Origin of the sequence: Brevibacterium sp. BDJS002, from assembly GCF_028201555.1 — a bacterium.
Classification (GTDB): domain Bacteria; phylum Actinomycetota; class Actinomycetes; order Actinomycetales; family Brevibacteriaceae; genus Brevibacterium; species Brevibacterium aurantiacum.
In genome coordinates this window covers 3,063,369-3,080,163 of the sequence record NZ_CP116392.1, presented here as the reverse complement: position 1 = coordinate 3,080,163, position 16,795 = coordinate 3,063,369, and the positions used below count along the sequence as shown (strand labels likewise).

Genomic DNA, 16,795 nt, shown 5'->3' with positions numbered 1-16,795 from the left:
GAAATCGTGAATGCTGACGGTAGTGCGTGATTGCCATCAGCCTAGGACGTGGCTCACACCACGCCGATATCCACAACGGACAATTTGGAAAATTGAGTATCCAGTGCGGATAGTATTGGGGGCATGGTCACTTTGGGTCAGCTCTGGGCGCGGCAGGAACTCGCGCTCGATGTCGTCGTCGATTCGCCGCACTCCAGGCTGGAAGATGTCACGATCGTGCACTCCTCGGAGCTGCCCGCCGTCGACGAATGGCTGGCCGGGGGAGAGGTCCTGCTCACGATCGGTGTCGGCCAAGACCTCAGCGGCGACGGCGTGGGTGACTATGTTGGGCGCCTCAAGAGAGCGGGTGTCCACGCACTCGGCATCGGTCTCGGCTCTGCCCTGCCGTGGCAGGAGCTTCCACCGAAGCTGATCGAGCAGGCGAGGGCGCAGGAGCTGGCCCTGTTCGGGGTGCCCGAACCGGTTCCCTTTGTGGCCGTCGTCGATGCCTTCACCAGAATGCGGGAGGAGGAGACGACCCGGGAACTGACCCGGGCCAGCAGCGCGGGACGCCGCTTCGCCACCGACCTGGCACACCAGGGGCCAGCAGCTCTGGTCGACGATCTGGCCCGCACGCTGGCTGCGGCTGTCCACTTCGTCTCACCCACAGGCAGGGGACTGACCGGCGCTGATGCGAAGACTCAGGTGCGCCACGAGCTCATTCTCGAGGCCCTTAAGCCCTCCATGGCCCCGCGCCTTCTGCGCACTGAGGCGGGCATCGTCGAGGCTGTTCCGGTCGGAGACGAGCAGGTGCGGGCCTGGATCCTCGCACCCGCCGAGGCGACCGGAAATACCCGCACCCGCGCCCTCCTTCTCTCCACCGCAGCGGCACTGCTGAGTCTGAGCATCACGGAGGCCCCACCTCGGCGATCGGAGTCACCGCTCTTCACCACTCCCTTGACACCAGCTCAGGCACGGACCGAGTGGGTGCAGGAGACCGGTCTGGCTCCGGTCTCGCGAGTGAAGTTCACGGTCTTCGGCAATGTGCGCGGTGAGGACCCGGAGACGCTGATGGGGGATCTGGGACCCGGAACACTCCTGGTCCGTGCAGGGGCGATGCTCGGCGTCATCGAGGCTGGCAGGCAGGATGCCGGGCGCGGCCGTCACGACGCCACAGATTCCCCAGATTCTGCAGGATCCGCACCAGACCAGGTGAGCATGGTCGACCGGGTCGCGGAGGTCACCGGTCTCAGCGAACTGTCTGCGAAGATGATCCCGTTGGCCCAGGTCCACCACGCCTGGACCGTGTGGCGAACGCAGCACGAAACCGCGAGCTCGGATGTGCGGTCGCTGCTGTCATCGATCGATGAGGCGGCGGCGCAGAGATTCGTCGACCGAGTCCTGGGTACGCTCTTCGCCTCACGCGACGAACAGGACCTGCTGCTGACGTTGCGGTCGTTCATCGCGACTGCGGGAGTCAGAGATGCGATCGCGGCCGAGCTCGGCATCCACCGGCATACGGTGCGAGCACGCATGGCCAAGATCGAGACGTTGTTGGGTCGCGATCTCGGCCGGGCCGAATCGGTCCAAGCCGTGGCCTTGGCTCTTGAGCTTGCTGAACTCTGAGAGGCGGCCGGCTCAGCCGAAGTGCTCGGCGTAGAAGTCCGAAGCGACTGCGAGAACCCGGTCGAGGCCTTCCTGCTCACCGATGCTGATGCGGACACCGTCACCGAGGTTGCGCACCGCGACAGCCTGCTCGACGCAGGCATCTTCAAAGGCTGAGGACAGCGGGCCCAGCGGCAGCCACACGAAGTTCCCCTGCGCCTCGGGCACATCCCATCCTTGGTTGCGCAGCGCTTCGGCGAAGTCATCGCGGACGGCCGCGATCTCCTTGGCTCTGACGTCGACCTCATCACTGCGGCGCAGGGACTCCAGGGCGGCAGTCTGGCTGATATCGGTGACTCCGAAGGGAATGACGGCCTTGAACAGTCCCTGGATGACTGATTCGTGAGCGAGCGCGTAGCCGACCCGCAGACCGGCCAGAGCGTGAGCCTTCGAGAAGGTCCGGACCAGGACGACATTGGGGTAGTCGGCGACCAGAGCGACACCGTCGACGACTCCTTCGGCGGTGGCGAACTCCCAATAGGCCTCGTCGAGGGCGACCAGCACCGTTGCCGGGACGCGGTCGAGGAATCGGCGCACCTCCTCATCGCGGAGTGCAGGACCCGTCGGATTGTTCGGGGAGCAGAGAATGATGAGGCTGGTTTTGTCGGTGATCGCCGCCGCCATGGCATCGAGGTCGTGTCGACCGTCGTCACAGACCGGAACCTCGACCCGTTTCGACCCGGCCAACCCCGTGGTCTGGGGATACATCTCAAACGAGGGCCAAGGGTAGATCGCTTCGGTGGTGGCGTCCGAGGTGATCTGGGTCAGAGCCACGAGCAGCTCGCTGGCACCTGTAGTCACAATGAGCTCATCGATGCTCACGCCGAGACGCTCGGCCAGTTCTGTGCGCAGAGCCAGTGCCGCGTCATCGGGGTACAGGGCAGGATTCTTCGCATCCGCGACCATGGCCGCGACCACAGCTGGCAGCGGCTCGAGGTAGTTCTCATTCGAGGACAGCTTGAACGGGGCGAGACCGTCGACTTCCTTGGGTGCCTTCCCAGGAACATACGGCGGGAATGTCTCCAGCGAGGCCCGCAGCCGCGGGGTCGAGGTGCTGTCAGCTGAGGTGTCCGGAGTGCTCATGGACTCATGATCGCACAGGAGAATCACCAGGGTTTGTCCGGGGCCGAACGACCTCCCTCACCGCCAGGTCCCTGCTGTTGCTGTTCACGTTCTGAGTCCTCGCCTCGCTTGCGCAGCTTCTCGCGCTTCTGCTCCTCCTCGGACTTCTCTCCGGAGTCATCGGACTTCTCCTCGCCTTCGCCAGAGCTCTCCTTCTCGTCCTTCTTCTTCGAGCCATCTCCGGAGTCGCCGTTCTTCTGATCATCGTTCTCGGAACTCTCTGAGTCCTCGCCTTCGGACCCTTCCTGCTTCGACTTCTCTCCGGCCTTCTTGTCCTCGACGCGCTTCTTCGCCTCGTCGCTCTTCTGCTGCTCTTCGCTCTTCTTCGGCTGGCATTCCTTCGGAGCATCCTCCAAGGTCTTCAGCGACTGTTCGTAGAGCTCATCCGACTTCTCTGGTTCCTGCCCCGCGGCTTCGTCGGCGAGCTTCTCGTAGACATAGGACAGGTTGATGCGCACGGCGCACTCGTCCCGGACGGGAGCAATCTCGAGAGCCGACTCGAGGTCGTCTCGCGCTGGTTCGAAATCGCCGACTGCTGCCTCCGCGGTGCCGCGATTGTAGTAGCCGATGTGGCGTTGGACCGGACTGAGTGTGAGGAAAGCGGTCGATGCCTTCTTCGCTCCGGGGAAGTCATTCGACGAATAGCGTACCTGTGAGGCCGCCCCGAAATAGAGGGTCGCAGCCACATAGCCGAAGACGAGCAGCAGGACGGAACCGATGATGATGTTGATGCGAGACAGCCTGCGCATCGTCGACCAGGTGCGTGTGATCCGGTTCATGGCCGACCTCCTCGCCGTGTGGGGGCGATGGTACGCAGCCGCAGCAGTTCGCGGACCCCGAACACCATTTCGACTGCGATCCACGCGAACACGAGGATCAGGGGGACCCAGAAGTATTCGTCGACGGTGACGCGGCCATCCTTCTTCACCAGAGTCTGATCGTACTTCGGCGCCGAGTAGACGCTCGACATCGAGGCCCCGCCCTCACGATGGTGGTATTTCACGCCGAGGTCAGTCGCCAACTGTTTGAGGTTCGTCTCATCGATCTTCGAGATCCCGGGATTGCCCTGCCCATCGCGAATGTACTCGTCGGCTGATCCACCGGACCCGCCAGCACCGTCAGGGTCTTGGGGGTCGCCGAGGCCGGGATCATCTCCGGGAGACGATCCGTAGCCGAAGGGCTGGGGTTCCTTCATCTTCCCGCCCTGCGCGGTTCCGTATCCGAACACCGCGCCATCATCGATGCGCGAGGCGAAGGATGACCATGAGTCGACAGAGGTCTCAGCCGTCTGCTCACCGTCGCCGAAGTAGAAGACCAGGCTCTTGTTCTCAGGACGATCCTCCTGATTGGACTTCATGCGTTTGTCCAACTCAGCACCCGCCTCGGTGATGGACGAGCCATTCGAGTTCAACGACATCTCGGGGCTGAGGACGTCGACGGCGGAGGCGAACGCAGCATGGTCGGTCGTCAGCGGCATGACCGTCGAAGCGGTTGAGGCAAAGGAGATGATGCTCAGCCTGGTGCCGGGGAGCTGCTTGGCCAGCTCGAGCATGTCCTTCTTCACCCCTTCCAGGCGGGTCTTGTCACCGTCATAGTCTTCAGCGGCCATCGAAGTCGTCGTGTCGACGAGGAAGTAGACGTCGGCTGCGGCCTCGTACTCCTCGGTCGATGATTTGATCGGAATGCCGGGGCGAGCCAAAGCGAGTGCGAGCACGACGACAATGCCCATGCGCGCGAACCATTTCCAACGCGGACCATCCCCGCGCACAGCCGGAATGATGCACACGGTGAGCAGAGCGAGGACGAGGAAGCCCCAGCCGAACCAGGTGAAGACGGGATCGAAGATCATGATTTCGTCCTCCACGCCAGAACGAAGACGCCGGCGAGGCCGAAGACCGCGATCCCGAGAGGAACAGCAGGCATGTCATGGACGACAGTGTAGGAGCGGCCGGGAGTGTTCTCGGCCTCCTGGCTCTGGATCTCTGAGACGATGCGGTCGATCGTCGACGCCGAACCCATGTCGAACTGCTTTCCTCCTGTGCGATCGGAGACCGACTTCAACTCCTTGGTCTGCGGGTTCGTGAGCACCGATGGGGGAGAGAGGCTGTAGACCCTGACATCCGACTCCACTGCGATGTCCGTGGCCTCGTCGAGGTCGAAGAGCGGGTCACCTGCGAGCATATTGTCGGTGGCGAAGACGATCGAGCGTGAGCGATCCTCGTCCTGACGATCGAAGTTGTCCACGCACGAGACGAGACCGTCGCCGATGAGAGAGGAACCGCCGATGTTCGACGGTGAGGTCGACCATGAGTAGTCGGTGCCCTCCGAACCCCAAGTGCGGAATCCCTCCTCAGCCTCTTCAAGGTAGCTCTGGACCATCTCGTAGTCATCGGTGAGCGGGAACGCGGAGACAGCGGTGGAATTGAACACAGTCATGCCGATGCGTTCGCCGTCGAACCGGTCGACGAGCTCCTGATAGGCCTCGAGGAGATCGGCATCGTATCCCAGCATTGAACCGGACACATCGAGGCAGAGCATGACGTCACGCAGCTTCTTCTCCGGGTTGACGGTCTCGACCCAGGCAGGCCGAGAGATCCCAGCGAGCGTCGACAACCCGGTGAGGGCGATGACAGCGAGGAAGGCGACCGTCGTGAGCAGGCGAGTCCGCATGGCTTTGCGGAAACTCGGCAGGGTCGTCATCCGTGCACTGTGTGCCACGGCAAGTGAGGAGGCGGTGGCCTTGGGCCTGCGGAAGAAGAAGACCGCTGCCGCGGCCAGCACCAGGAGGATGATCGCCAACCACCAGAGCATCAGGACCATCGCGTCACCAACTTTCTGGCACCGGCGATCTGGGGCCCCAGATCGTGGGCTTCGTCCTCAGCGAACTCCGCCTCGTAGAGTCCCGACAGGGACTCGGCGAGGTCATCGAGACCGGCCACAGCCGCGTCTCGGTAGGTGAGGTGCTCGGCCTTGACGCCCCACGCGTCACGAGCGAACTCGCGCACGATCTTCGCCAGGTCCCGGGCGGAATCCCTGACGCCGACATCTCCGTCACCGAGTTTCGACTCGACGGCGGCGATCCGCGACATGTAGGTGCTGCGGACAGGAATGGGAATGCGCGGCCGGGATTTCGCACCTGAACCGGCAGCCGCGCGCAGCAGCGGAGCGAACAGATTGAGGACGGCGGCCAGCAGAACGGCACAGGCGGCGACATACCACCAGGCCGAGAGCTGCAGCGGCGCGACGAGTTCAGCGGGGCCCACGGCGGTGCCTCAGCAGAAGAGTGTGGAGATTGCCCAGTGCCTGGTCCGGGTGGGCGAGTTCGGTGTGTGAGATCCCGAGCTTCGAGAGCAGGTCGCTTCGGTGCTGCCGGCGGCTCGCCTCGGCGGCGTGGAATTCGGCGCGCACACTCGGATTGGCCATCACGGATGATGGCAGGCCGACGTCCGGTCGTGAGACGTCGAACGGCGCCGAGGCGGTCGGCAGCTGGGCGAGGTCTGCGTCGGTGATCGTGATCCACAGGATCTCGTGCTGCGCGCGCAGACGTTTGATCGTGGCCTCTTCCTTCGCGCCGAGGGGCGCTTGATCGGAGATGACGACGACGAGCATCCGGTGGTTGATGTGGGTGGCGATCCACTGCAGCTGCTCATTGATCGAACCGTCGCTGTCGGTGCCGGCTTCGGCGAGGATCTGTTGCAGCAGGTTCTCCAAGTGGGCTTCGCTGCCCTTGCGGGGCGATGCGGTGGACCGCGCTGAGTTTCCATGGACGAGCATCACGTCATCACCGTGGCGTACGGCAAGGTAACCGGTCATTCCGGCCATGAGGATCGCCAGCTGTCGTTTGTCGACTCCCGCCGAGGTGACGGCGTCGAAGTTCCGGGAGGAGTCGACGACCAGTGCCAGAATGTGCCTGCGGTGGGCGACGTAGCGTTTGACCAGTGGGTTCGAATGTCGAGCCGTGGCCTTCCAGTCGATGTCGCGGATCTCGTCGCCGGGGATGTAGTCACGCAGGTCATCGAAGTCGAGGCTGTGTCCGTGGAAGACAGAGGAATAGTCCCCATCGAGGAGCCGACGGGTCCGACGGTGTGCGTGGATGGTCATCCGCGCCTTGATCCGATTGAGCAGAGCAGTCATCGATGCAGCCGATCAGGGAGTCGGGACGGCCATGAGAAGGGCATCGACGACCTGTGCGCTCGTGATGTTCTCGGCCGCGGCTTCGAAGTTGAGTTGGATGCGGTGAGCGAGGATCCGGTGGGCCAGGTCCTTGATGTCCTCGGGGATGACGTAGTTGCGGCCCCGGATCATCGCCAGGGACCGTCCGGCGTTGGTGAACGCGATCGAGGCACGAGGACTGGCGCCGTATTCGATGAAGGGAGCCAGGCGACCCAGATACTTCGTGGTGTTCCTGGTCCCGTGGACGAGCTCGACGAGGTACCGGCTGATCGATGGGTCGACGTAGATGGTGCGTGCATACTGCTGCAGCGTCTCCACGTCCTCGAGGCTGCACGAGGGCTTAGGCACGGAGTCGCGGTCGAAGACACCCGAATCGAGACGGGAGAGGATCTCCATCTCCTCGTTGGGACTCGGATGGGTGAGGAGATCTTTGATCATGAACCGGTCGAGCTGAGCCTCGGGAAGCTGGTAGGTCCCCTCCTGCTCGATCGGGTTCTGCGTGGCCATGACGAGGAACGGACGCGGAAGTTCGAACCGCTGGCCGCCGATCGTGGTCTGCTTCTCCTGCATCGCTTCGAGCATGGCGCTCTGCGTCTTCGCCGAGGACCGGTTGATCTCATCGAGGAGGACGATGTTGGCGTGCACGGAGCCCAGGACCGTATTGAACGAGCCCTCCTGAGCGTTGTAGATCTGTGAGCCGATGATGTCGGCTGGCAGCAGATCGGGAGTGCATTGGATGCGGGAGAACTTTCCGGCCACCGCATTGGCCAACGCCGCTGCCGCGGTCGTCTTGGCTAGTCCAGGAACACTCTCCAGGAGCAGATGACCACCGGAGAGGAGACCGATGAGCAGGCTCTCCCGCAAACGCTGCTGCCCGACGACGAAATGGTCCAAATAGGACTCCAAGCCTTTGAGAATCGATTGAGCATGCGCGATCTCTTGAGTGTTGGCGGGTGCCGTTGCCGTCATGGTGGGGCCTCTCAAATCTCAACTGGCTGACAAAACAAGCATATGGGCTGACCCTGACACACGTCTGGGCACTTTCGTGTCAGTACCGACACATACAGTTCAAGGAACGACACACAGCCGTGGAAGGCGCCGCGAAGTCGCGCACAACGCCACGAAATCGACGCGATGAAGAAGGGAGGCGGTGACCGTGGAAGTGGACCATATTCGACCGCAAGCGCAGTCGAGCGTGACACGCCGAAAAAGTGCCCACAGGTGAAATTTTTATCTGTGGACAAGTGTGGAAAACGCAGTAGGGGGAGGCGCCCGAAAATGGGTTTTCGGCCCCGCTGCCCAGTGTCCTCGCAGGTGATCGAACTACATCAGTGTCATTCGTGACTTGTGGATGACTGTGGACGATTTGAACACAGGGTGTGGATGATCGAAACAACACTGGTGTAACACTGGATATAGGGGTAGAGTCGACCCCGAACACAACATCTAGTGGTCACACTCGGGCCTGATCTGCGTGATATTCGTCATTGTCAAGGTCATAGCCCGAGCTGGACATACCGTGGAATCTAAGCCGAAGTGCAGAATTGAGGAGTCGCGATGATCACCGTGTACACCAAGCCATCTTGCGTCCAGTGCAACGCCACCTACCGTGCGCTCGATGCCAAGGGTCTGAAGTACAAGTCGGTCGATCTCAGTGTCGATGAGAACGCCTTGGATGTCGTCAAGGCCATGGGCTACATGCAGGCTCCCGTCGTTGTCACCGACAACGACCACTGGTCAGGTTTCCGTCCGGACAAGATCGCCACTCTGGCCGGCGAGCAGACCTCGGTCTCCGTTGTAGCCTGACATGCTCCTGGTCTACTACTCGAGCAGCTCTGAGTACACCGACCGATTCGTCAGCAAGCTGCGGCACCCCTCACGCCGACTTCCCCTGCTGACAAAAGATGAGACGCTGGCGATCGACGAACCGTTCGTCCTTGTGACTCCCACCTATGGAGCCGGCCCCAACAGAGGCGCCGTCCCCAAGCAAGTGATCAAGTTCCTCAATATCGAATCGAATCGCCGCCACCTCGTCGGCGTCATCGGCGCCGGAAATACGAACTTCGGCGAAGAATACTGTCGCGCGGCACACAAAGTGGCCGCGAAATGCAATGTACCCGTGCTGTACCGTGTCGAACTCCTCGGAACCCCAGAGGACGTCGAAGCAGTGAATTTAGGATTGGACAAACTGTGCGCGAGCTCGCTGAAGACCGCAATGTAGAAGACATCATCCGCGAAGAGACGGATCTTGACTACCATGCGCTCAACGCCATGCTGAACCTCTACGACCAGGATGGTCGCATCCAGTTCGAACGTGACAAACAGGCTGCCAGGCAGTACTTCCTGCAGCATGTCAACAACAACACAGTCTTCTTCCATGACCTCAAGGAGAAGCTGGACTACCTCGTCGAGAAGGAATACTACGAGCCCGAAGTTCTCGATCAGTACTCCTTCGACTTCATCGAGGAGCTTTCGAAGCACGCCTATTCGGCTAAGTTCCGGTTCCAGACCTTCCTCGGTGCTTTCAAGTTCTACACCTCGTACACGCTGAAGACCTTTGACGGAAAGCGCTACCTCGAACGCTTCGAAGATCGCGTCGTCATGGTCGCACTGTTCCTGGCTCGCGGCGACGAGACCCTGGCTAAGCAGCTCGTCGACGAGATCATCCATGGTCGGTTCCAGCCGGCCACCCCGACCTTCCTCAATGCGGGAAAGAAGCAGCGCGGCGAGCTTGTCTCCTGCTTCCTGCTGCGCATCGAAGACAATATGGAGTCCATCGGCCGTTCCATCAACTCCGCTCTGCAGCTGTCCAAGCGCGGCGGCGGTGTGGCCTTCGCTCTGACCAACATCCGCGAGTCCGGTGCACCGATCAAGAAGATCGAAAACCAGTCCTCGGGTGTCATCCCCGTCATGAAGCTGCTCGAAGACTCCTTCTCCTACGCCAACCAGCTGGGTGCACGTCAGGGTGCCGGTGCCGTGTACCTCCACGCTCACCACCCCGACATCTACAAGTTCCTCGACACCAAGCGCGAGAACGCCGATGAGAAGATCCGGATCAAGACGCTGTCCTTGGGCGTTGTCATCCCGGACATCACCTTTGAACTGGCCAAGCGCAATGAGGACATGTACCTCTTCAGCCCGTATGACGTCGAACGTGTCTACGGCATGCCCTTCTCCGACGTCAACGTGACAGAGAAGTACGAGGAGATGGTCGACAACGCGGCCATCAAGAAGAACAAGATCAATGCACGCGAGTTCTTCCAGACCTTGGCAGAGATCCAGTTCGAGTCCGGATACCCCTACGTCATGTTCGAAGACACAGTGAACAAGGCGAACCCGATCGACGGCAAGATCATCATGTCGAACCTGTGCTCCGAGATCCTGCAGGTCTCCGAGCCCAGCAAGTACGACTCCGATCTCGGATACGACGTCGTCGGCAAGGACATCTCCTGCAACCTCGGTTCCCTCAACATCGCTCTGACGATGGACTCGTCTGACTTCGGGCAGACCATCGAGACTGCGATCCGCGGACTGACCGCTGTCGCTGAGACCTCTGACATCCAGTCGGTGCCCTCGATCGCCCGCGGCAATGACATGTCGCATGCCATCGGACTCGGCCAGATGAACCTCCACGGCTTCCTTGCCCGCGAGCACATCTACTACGGCTCGGATGAGGGACTCGACTTCACGAACATGTACTTCTACACCGTCGCCTACCACTGTGTGCGGGCGTCGATGGAGATCGCGAAGGAACGCAAGACAGCTTTCGCAGGATTCGAGCGGTCGAAGTACGCGAGCGGCGAATACTTCGACAAGTACACCGACGAAGTGTGGGAACCACGCACCTCGCGTGTGGCCGAGATGTTCACCGAAGCCGGCGTGCACATCCCGACTCAGGATGATTGGCGAGAGCTCAAGGCTGCGGTTGCCGAACACGGCATCTACAACCAGAACCTGCAGGCCGTTCCGCCCACAGGATCGATCTCCTACATCAACAACTCGACGTCGTCGATCCACCCTGTAGCTTCGAAGGTCGAGATCCGCAAGGAGGGCAAGATCGGGCGCGTGTACTACCCGGCACCCTTCATGGACAACGACAACCTCAAGTACTACCAGGATGCCTACGAGATCGGCTACGAGAAGATCATCGACACCTACGCCGAGGCCACGAAGCACGTGGACCAGGGGCTGTCGCTGACCTTGTTCTTCATGGACACCGCCACGACTCGTGACATCAACAAGGCGCAGATCTACGCGTGGCGCAAGGGCATCAAGACCATCTACTACATCCGGTTGCGCCAGCTCGCGCTGGAGGGCACCGAGGTCGATGGCTGCGTTTCCTGCATGCTGTGACCGTTGAGTGCTGTGGGCCGGTGCAAACCGGCCCACAGCACTCTTGACCCGGGGCCTGCCCATCGCGCAGGCTCCGGGTGCTCAACATACTTTGTCTGCTGGGCAGACGACACGTACGCACGACGTACCTGCAACTTGGAAGAGAGATGGAAACGTTGGAGAATCTGACTTTGGCCTCGCACGTCGACGCCATCAACTGGAACCGCGTCGTCGATCCCGTCGACGATGACGTTTGGGACCGCCTCACAGGAAACTTCTGGCTGCCTGAGAAGGTGCCGCTGAGCAATGACATTCCCTCGTGGGCCACCCTCACCGAGGAGGAGAAGACGCTGACGATGCGCGTCTTCACCGGTCTGACTTTGCTCGATACGATTCAGGGCACCGTGGGTGCGATCTCTCTGATCCCGGATGCGGTCACGCCGCACGAGGAAGCAGTGATGACGAACATCGCGTTCATGGAGAGCGTGCACGCGAAGTCCTATTCGTCGATCTTCTCGACCCTGTGCTCGACGAAGGAGATCGACGAGGCGTTTCGTTGGTCGCGGGAGAACACTTACCTGCAGTCCAAGGCCGACATCATCCTCAGCTACTACCGCGGCGATGACCCGCTCAAGCGCAAGGTTGCCTCCACGCTGCTGGAATCGTTCCTCTTCTACTCCGGCTTCTACCTGCCCATGTACTGGTCTGCGCACGCGAAGCTGACGAACACGGCGGACCTCATTCGCCTGATCATCCGCGACGAGGCTGTGCACGGCTACTACATCGGCTACAAGTACCAGAAGGGCCTGGAGTCACAGTCCGAAGAGCGCAAGCAGGAGCTCAAGGACTACACGATGAACCTCATGTTCGAACTCTACGAGAACGAGGTTGCCTACACCCATGACCTCTACGACTCGGTGGGCTTGGCCGAGGACTGCAAGATGTTCCTCCACTACAACGCCAACAAGGCTCTGATGAACCTCGGGTATGAGGCGATGTTCCCGAAGGAGGTCACCGAGGTCAACCCGGCGATCCTCGCGGCGCTCTCGCCCAACAGCGACGAGAACCACGACTTCTTCTCCGGGTCCGGATCCTCCTACGTCATCGGCAAGGCCGAGAACACGGAAGACGACGACTGGGACTTCTAAATACCCTGGTCAGCGGCCCATCTGAGCACTACTGCTTAGGTGGGCCGCTTTCTTGTGTTCACTCACCGGGTACCGCTGATTCGTCGTTTGAGCACATTTTGAGCACACTCCGATTCCGCGCTGCATCAATCCGCTCAGCCACATCATCCACATCCGTACTGAACAAGTCGGCGTAAACATCAAGCGTGACAGCGGCCTGGTTGTGCCCAAGCATGTTCTGAACGACCTTGACGCTGGCGCCCTCCGAGACCGCGAACGAAGCTGCCGAGTGGCGAAGGTCATGAAACCGAAATCCCTCCGGCAGGCCAGCGCGCTTCCGCACACTCATGAACCATGACTCCTCTGTCTTCGGAGATCTCATCCCAGCGATCACAGGCCCACCAGGATCGGCGGCGAGCACCAATTCACGGAACCGATCATGCATGAACGCCGGATACCCGACACTGCGCTCCTCGCCGTTCTTCGCCACCTCGGCACGAATGCGCACACGGCGAGCCTTCAGGTCGACATCATCGGGGCGCAGCGTCGCGATCTCGTTCCACCGCAAACCCATGTATGCGGCGATGTGGATCACGAAGCCGTACTTGCCGCGATGCTCGGTCAGATGGTGACGGTCGGCCGCAGCCGCTACGCGCTCTACCTGTTCATACGTGAGGTACACGTTCTTCCGGTGGCGGATTGTCGGCAGCGTCTTGATGCCTCTCGCGGGATTTCGGGCAATCAGCTTGTCATCGACGGCGAGCTCGAGGATCGCCTGCAAGACGAAGTGAGCACGCCTGACGGTGCGGGCCGCCAGGGGCTTGTCCCTGTCCGTCATGCCAGCCACCCAGTCGCGCACCTGAGCCCGCTTTACGCTCGACACTGGCAACGCACCGAACTCCGGGAGGACATGTACGCGCAGGGCGGTCTCGTAGACCTTCTTCGACGACACCTTGACGTGAGCCTGGGAAGTAAGCCAGTGGGCGCCGAGGCTGGCAACGGTTCGTTTCCCGGCTGTCGGGTCTACGTAGAGTCCCTCGAGCTTGGACACTTCGACCGTGTTGAGGAACATCTGCGCTTCGCGTTTCGTGCGGAACCCGCGGCGCATTGTCGACTTCCGGTCCGGCTTCCGATACCTGACCATGTACCGGCGACCTTTCGCGGTGTCGTAGGGTTCAATGCTGGCCATCTCTGAGTCTCCGTAACCGATTAATGAGCACAGGCTCAACCCATGCCGCTTCCGGGTCGTCGAGAAGGCTGTTGAGGATCTGGAAGTAGGACGTCGCGGACATGTTGAACTGTTCCCGGATCTGGTGGTCCTTGCGTCCGTCGTACTTCGGGTAGTACCTCTCGAGCTTGAGGATCCGTTGGTGTAAATCATCCATCGCGGTCACCGATCGCAGAAGCCGATGTCGTTGATGAGGTCGACGATCTGCTGGGCCTCGTCCTCCGTCACGTCGTGATCGGCGCTCGAGAAACGCACGATGGTGTTGTCTACGAGCTGATCACTGTCGAGACTTGAGCAGGTGTCGCGGGCGTGGGCGCGGATGCCGTTGTCGACCAAATCGGGGTGGATCTTCCCGAGGCGTTCATGGAAGTCCGCGAACTCCTCATCCGTCATGTCGGGAGGTGCGGCACTGGCCATGGCCTCCTCGACGCGCTCATCCTCAGTTCGCTTCTCGGAGACGTTGATGAGAACAATTGCGACGACGATGGCCAAGACGACAAGGCCGACGATCGGTAGCAGGATCTTGTTGATGCGGCGCCGGCGTGCGGTTTCTTCTGGGGTGAGCATGTGTGGCCTTTCCAGGTGGGGTAAGCGGTGCTGAGGTCATTCGCTTCTGGCAGCACCGATGAGACGCAAGAGTGCCTTCTCGTGCGGGTGAAGGAACCGCAGGCGGTCCTCGAGTACTTCAGGTATGACGTTGAGCTCGTCAGCGGCTTCGATGGCCGTGTGTGCCCATCGGAAGACGTCGACGAGGTCCTCCCAGTCAATGAGCTTCTTGGCGGTCAGGCGGCGCGCTGCAGATTCTTCTTTCGGGTCGTCGCAGTTCGTGTGCCCGAGGTCGATGTGTGCTTGCTCGTGCTGGATGGCACAGCGTCTCTCGACTTGCAGTAAGTTGTCGTCGAGCCAAATGGCGTTGTTGCCGTTCGTGGCGGCTATTCGAGTGTCGTTGAACTTGGTGCGGTGCAGGACAACGCCGTCCCCGCGCTCACGTAGTTCTCTCCATGGATGGTGCATAACTCAAGACCATAGAAGGAGAGGCTGACACAGAACGGTGCCCTCGCAACTACTAGGCGAGGGCACCGTTTTTAACTAAAGGCAACTTTGCAATTAACGAGAAGCTAGTCTCTCTTTGCGGAGGCGATATAGTTCTCGGTGGGCCTTCTTCAACTTCTTCTTTTCGACCTCAAGTTGCTTGACGGCCGCGTCCCTCTCCGCTTTGGTGAGAGTCAGTTTACGCTCTTCGCGCCCATCTGCCGGTAATAGAACTGAGCTGCTTGCCATGGTGAGCCCTCCCTGCAATCTTCTATGTGTCACGTTCGCTCTCGGCTATACCGAGGGCGATGATGGCGGCGTACACCGTCAACAGATGTGAGTCTTCCAATGCTAGATCACCACTTTCTAGTGAATCAATTGTAAGCATCCCATACGTCTCTGTTGCAGTCTTGACACGGATTGAGACGTAAGTTTGATATGGCTTCCCGCTTTTGGTACTTTTTTTGCTCTTGGATTTGCGGTTGTCAAGTACGAACTTGACACTATCTCCACCGGCCAACACCCACTTGAGGGCTTGTCTCCCACGGGCGTCGTTTGTCGTGAATGTCTCGGGCCGGTCAACTCGTCCGAAAGAATCCAGGAGCCGCATCTGCTTCTTGTCCTCAGAAAGTCTGAACACGGAGCATCGGACGCCATTAATGTTTCCAAAGCTGGCGACGACGCTTGTGCATACTTTCTCAGCAAGGTGGTCAACGTATTTCATCCGATCATGTGCACTATCGCCGGCTTGGCTAGCTAGCTTTTGTATAGCACGGCTGAGGTGGCCTGAGAGGACGATGCCGCGGACGGCCACGTCCTCGCTGGATTGGGGTTGCTGCTTCTTCCAGTGCTCCGCTGCAAGCGGTGGCACACAGGTGAGAGCCAGAAGGGCTACCGCTGTGATCACCATTGGGAGGACGCCGAACACAGGGATGAGGCCAGTTGCGATAGTAGCGAGTATTCCAACTACCGCCGAGAAGCCACCGACGTTAAGCGTATTCCCGGTTGCCCATTCGCCAAGGTTGAGCCACAGTGAGTGGGCGAGCCCTTTGAAACTTTTGGCACTCACTCCCAGTCCTCCGGATCTTGCGATTCCTCCCCGCGCTTCTCCGACTCCTCCTTGTCCTTCTTGCCACGGTTGGGGGCGTCGTAGGCGGCAGTGTCTCCGCGCTCGGGAGGTGGAGTGAACAGCCGGTGCACGTTGCCTCCGGCACCGTCGTTCTTGGATTCGTGGTCGAGGTCTCCGCGAGCTCGGCCACCAAATGCACCGAGCCCGTCGTCCTCGCCTGTTGCCGGCTTCCCGCCGGCCTGGTTCATGGGGGTGGGACTGTCTGCATTTCCCTCACCTGCCTTCTCGTTCGCCTCCGCCAGCTGACGGATGATCTCGTTCACAGCGGTGCGCTGTGGTGCAGTGAGCGTGTCCGCGGCCGGCGTCGGCTCGAACTTCCCATGATGCTGGGGAAGCCCGGCCAGTCGCCGAAGCTCTTCGACCGGAATGCGGAGCACGTAGGCCAGTGCGTCGAGTGTTGCAGTCGATGCCTTAGCTGGGTGCTTTCCGTTCGTGTATACAGTCGCCGAGTAGTTCGACAGCTGGTAGCCGGCGTCCTGCGCAAGGTCGGACATCTTCTGTGTGGAGATGCCCAGCTTCTGCTTCGCGTCGGCCAGTCGATCGGATAAGTCGCTCACAGGAATCACTTTCGGTCAGAACATCGGATAGCACAAATCTACCCTTGCCAGTGCTGGCACGGAACTACAGGCCCGTAATTTCGCTGGCCTATGCGGCGTATGGGAGTTTTTGCATTTGCCACTTGCCAAACCCTGGCAAGACGGTATACGCTAGATCTATCGACAAGGAGGTGAAAGATGAGATACAAGGTAGACCGCAGGCTGTTCAATCAGTTCCTCAGGGAAGAGCGAGAGTCGATGGGCAGACCAGGGAAGCCGGCGTCTGAGCGCGAGATAGCAATCCGCGCTCGACTGTCCCACACGCTGATCCAGTCGCTCCGTAAGGGGTACGAGGTAGGCAAGGGTGGGCGCAAGGTTCCGAAGACTCACGTGAATAGGGCCACCGCTCGCAAGATCGAAGCAGCGTGGGGCATCCCTCGGGAAGTGTGTTTTTTGCCCGACATGCTAGACG

The 16,795-nt window shown here is 60.6% G+C and carries 18 protein-coding genes; 5 read left to right on the top strand and 13 right to left on the bottom strand.

Annotation, left to right across the window (positions count from 1 at the left end; all coding sequences use genetic code 11):
- The first annotated feature begins 123 nt into the window (after positions 1-123).
- Entirely contained in the window at positions 124-1,605 is a 1,482-nt protein-coding gene (locus tag PGC08_RS14405) for a PucR family transcriptional regulator (RefSeq protein WP_271708712.1), read from the top strand.
- A gap of 12 nt (positions 1,606-1,617) precedes the next feature.
- Here PGC08_RS14405 and PGC08_RS14400 read toward each other — a convergent pair whose 3' ends face one another.
- The 7 genes from PGC08_RS14400 to PGC08_RS14370 are packed head-to-tail and all read right to left on the bottom strand — an operon-like array spanning position 1,618 to position 7,908.
- Entirely contained in the window at positions 1,618-2,727 is a 1,110-nt protein-coding gene (locus PGC08_RS14400) for a histidinol-phosphate transaminase (protein ID WP_096168017.1), read from the bottom strand.
- Between the two features lie 23 nt (positions 2,728-2,750).
- Positions 2,751-3,545 carry a tetratricopeptide repeat protein gene (locus tag PGC08_RS14395; RefSeq protein ID WP_271708711.1) on the bottom strand — a complete coding sequence of 265 codons (795 nt, stop codon included), beginning with the start codon at positions 3,543-3,545 and terminating at the stop codon, positions 2,751-2,753.
- Positions 3,542-4,615 (bottom strand): vWA domain-containing protein, encoded by a 1,074-nt coding sequence (locus PGC08_RS14390; protein ID WP_271708710.1) that lies wholly within the window; start codon positions 4,613-4,615, stop codon positions 3,542-3,544. Before PGC08_RS14390 ends, PGC08_RS14395 begins: the two co-directional genes overlap by 4 nt.
- Entirely contained in the window at positions 4,612-5,586 is a 975-nt protein-coding gene (locus PGC08_RS14385; protein WP_271708709.1) for a vWA domain-containing protein, read from the bottom strand. The genes PGC08_RS14390 and PGC08_RS14385 overlap by 4 nt, the downstream gene beginning before the upstream one ends.
- Positions 5,577-6,029, bottom strand: coding sequence for a hypothetical protein (locus PGC08_RS14380; RefSeq protein ID WP_069600625.1), 453 nt, complete (start codon positions 6,027-6,029; stop codon positions 5,577-5,579). The genes PGC08_RS14385 and PGC08_RS14380 overlap by 10 nt, the downstream gene beginning before the upstream one ends.
- Entirely contained in the window at positions 6,016-6,900 is an 885-nt protein-coding gene (locus tag PGC08_RS14375) for a DUF58 domain-containing protein (RefSeq protein WP_069600624.1), read from the bottom strand. The genes PGC08_RS14380 and PGC08_RS14375 overlap by 14 nt, the downstream gene beginning before the upstream one ends.
- Before the next feature lie 12 nt (positions 6,901-6,912).
- Entirely contained in the window at positions 6,913-7,908 is a 996-nt protein-coding gene (locus PGC08_RS14370) for an AAA family ATPase (RefSeq protein WP_271708708.1), read from the bottom strand.
- Positions 7,909-8,496: 588 nt separating this feature from the next.
- On the opposite strand from PGC08_RS14370, the gene nrdH reads away from it, so the two are divergent.
- The 4 genes from nrdH to nrdF all read left to right on the top strand — a co-directional run bounded on the left by nrdH (position 8,497) and on the right by nrdF (position 12,419).
- On the top strand, positions 8,497-8,745 hold the full coding sequence (nrdH, locus tag PGC08_RS14365; RefSeq protein ID WP_009881976.1) for a glutaredoxin-like protein NrdH: 249 nt from the start codon (positions 8,497-8,499) through the stop codon (positions 8,743-8,745).
- 1 nt (position 8,746) lies between these two features.
- Positions 8,747-9,160, top strand: coding sequence for a class Ib ribonucleoside-diphosphate reductase assembly flavoprotein NrdI (gene nrdI / locus PGC08_RS14360; protein WP_009881978.1), 414 nt, complete (start codon positions 8,747-8,749; stop codon positions 9,158-9,160).
- A gap of 5 nt (positions 9,161-9,165) precedes the next feature.
- The gene (gene nrdE / locus PGC08_RS14355) at positions 9,166-11,292 is read left to right on the top strand and encodes a class 1b ribonucleoside-diphosphate reductase subunit alpha (protein ID WP_271710074.1); all 2,127 of its coding nucleotides are present in this window, start codon (positions 9,166-9,168) and stop codon (positions 11,290-11,292) included.
- A gap of 146 nt (positions 11,293-11,438) precedes the next feature.
- Positions 11,439-12,419 carry a class 1b ribonucleoside-diphosphate reductase subunit beta gene (nrdF, locus tag PGC08_RS14350; RefSeq protein ID WP_009881980.1) on the top strand — a complete coding sequence of 327 codons (981 nt, stop codon included), beginning with the start codon at positions 11,439-11,441 and terminating at the stop codon, positions 12,417-12,419.
- Between the two features lie 58 nt (positions 12,420-12,477).
- Here nrdF and PGC08_RS14345 read toward each other — a convergent pair whose 3' ends face one another.
- The 6 genes from PGC08_RS14345 to PGC08_RS14320 form a co-directional block, all read right to left on the bottom strand.
- A complete protein-coding gene (locus PGC08_RS14345) occupies positions 12,478-13,470 on the bottom strand; it encodes a tyrosine-type recombinase/integrase (protein WP_271708707.1) in 993 nt (330 codons plus the stop codon).
- A gap of 103 nt (positions 13,471-13,573) precedes the next feature.
- A complete protein-coding gene (locus PGC08_RS14340) occupies positions 13,574-13,783 on the bottom strand; it encodes a DUF3263 domain-containing protein (protein ID WP_271708706.1) in 210 nt (69 codons plus the stop codon).
- A gap of 5 nt (positions 13,784-13,788) precedes the next feature.
- On the bottom strand, positions 13,789-14,193 hold the full coding sequence (locus tag PGC08_RS14335) for a hypothetical protein (protein ID WP_271708705.1): 405 nt from the start codon (positions 14,191-14,193) through the stop codon (positions 13,789-13,791).
- Between the two features lie 36 nt (positions 14,194-14,229).
- Positions 14,230-14,640: an ImmA/IrrE family metallo-endopeptidase gene (locus PGC08_RS14330; RefSeq protein WP_271708704.1), complete on the bottom strand. Its 411-nt coding sequence runs from the start codon at positions 14,638-14,640 to the stop codon at positions 14,230-14,232.
- Between the two features lie 289 nt (positions 14,641-14,929).
- Complete coding sequence (locus PGC08_RS14325; RefSeq protein ID WP_271708703.1) at positions 14,930-15,727, bottom strand: hypothetical protein; 798 nt, start codon at positions 15,725-15,727, stop codon at positions 14,930-14,932.
- The gene (locus tag PGC08_RS14320) at positions 15,724-16,344 is read right to left on the bottom strand and encodes a helix-turn-helix domain-containing protein (protein WP_271708702.1); all 621 of its coding nucleotides are present in this window, start codon (positions 16,342-16,344) and stop codon (positions 15,724-15,726) included. The genes PGC08_RS14325 and PGC08_RS14320 overlap by 4 nt, the downstream gene beginning before the upstream one ends.
- Positions 16,345-16,795 lie beyond the last annotated feature (451 nt).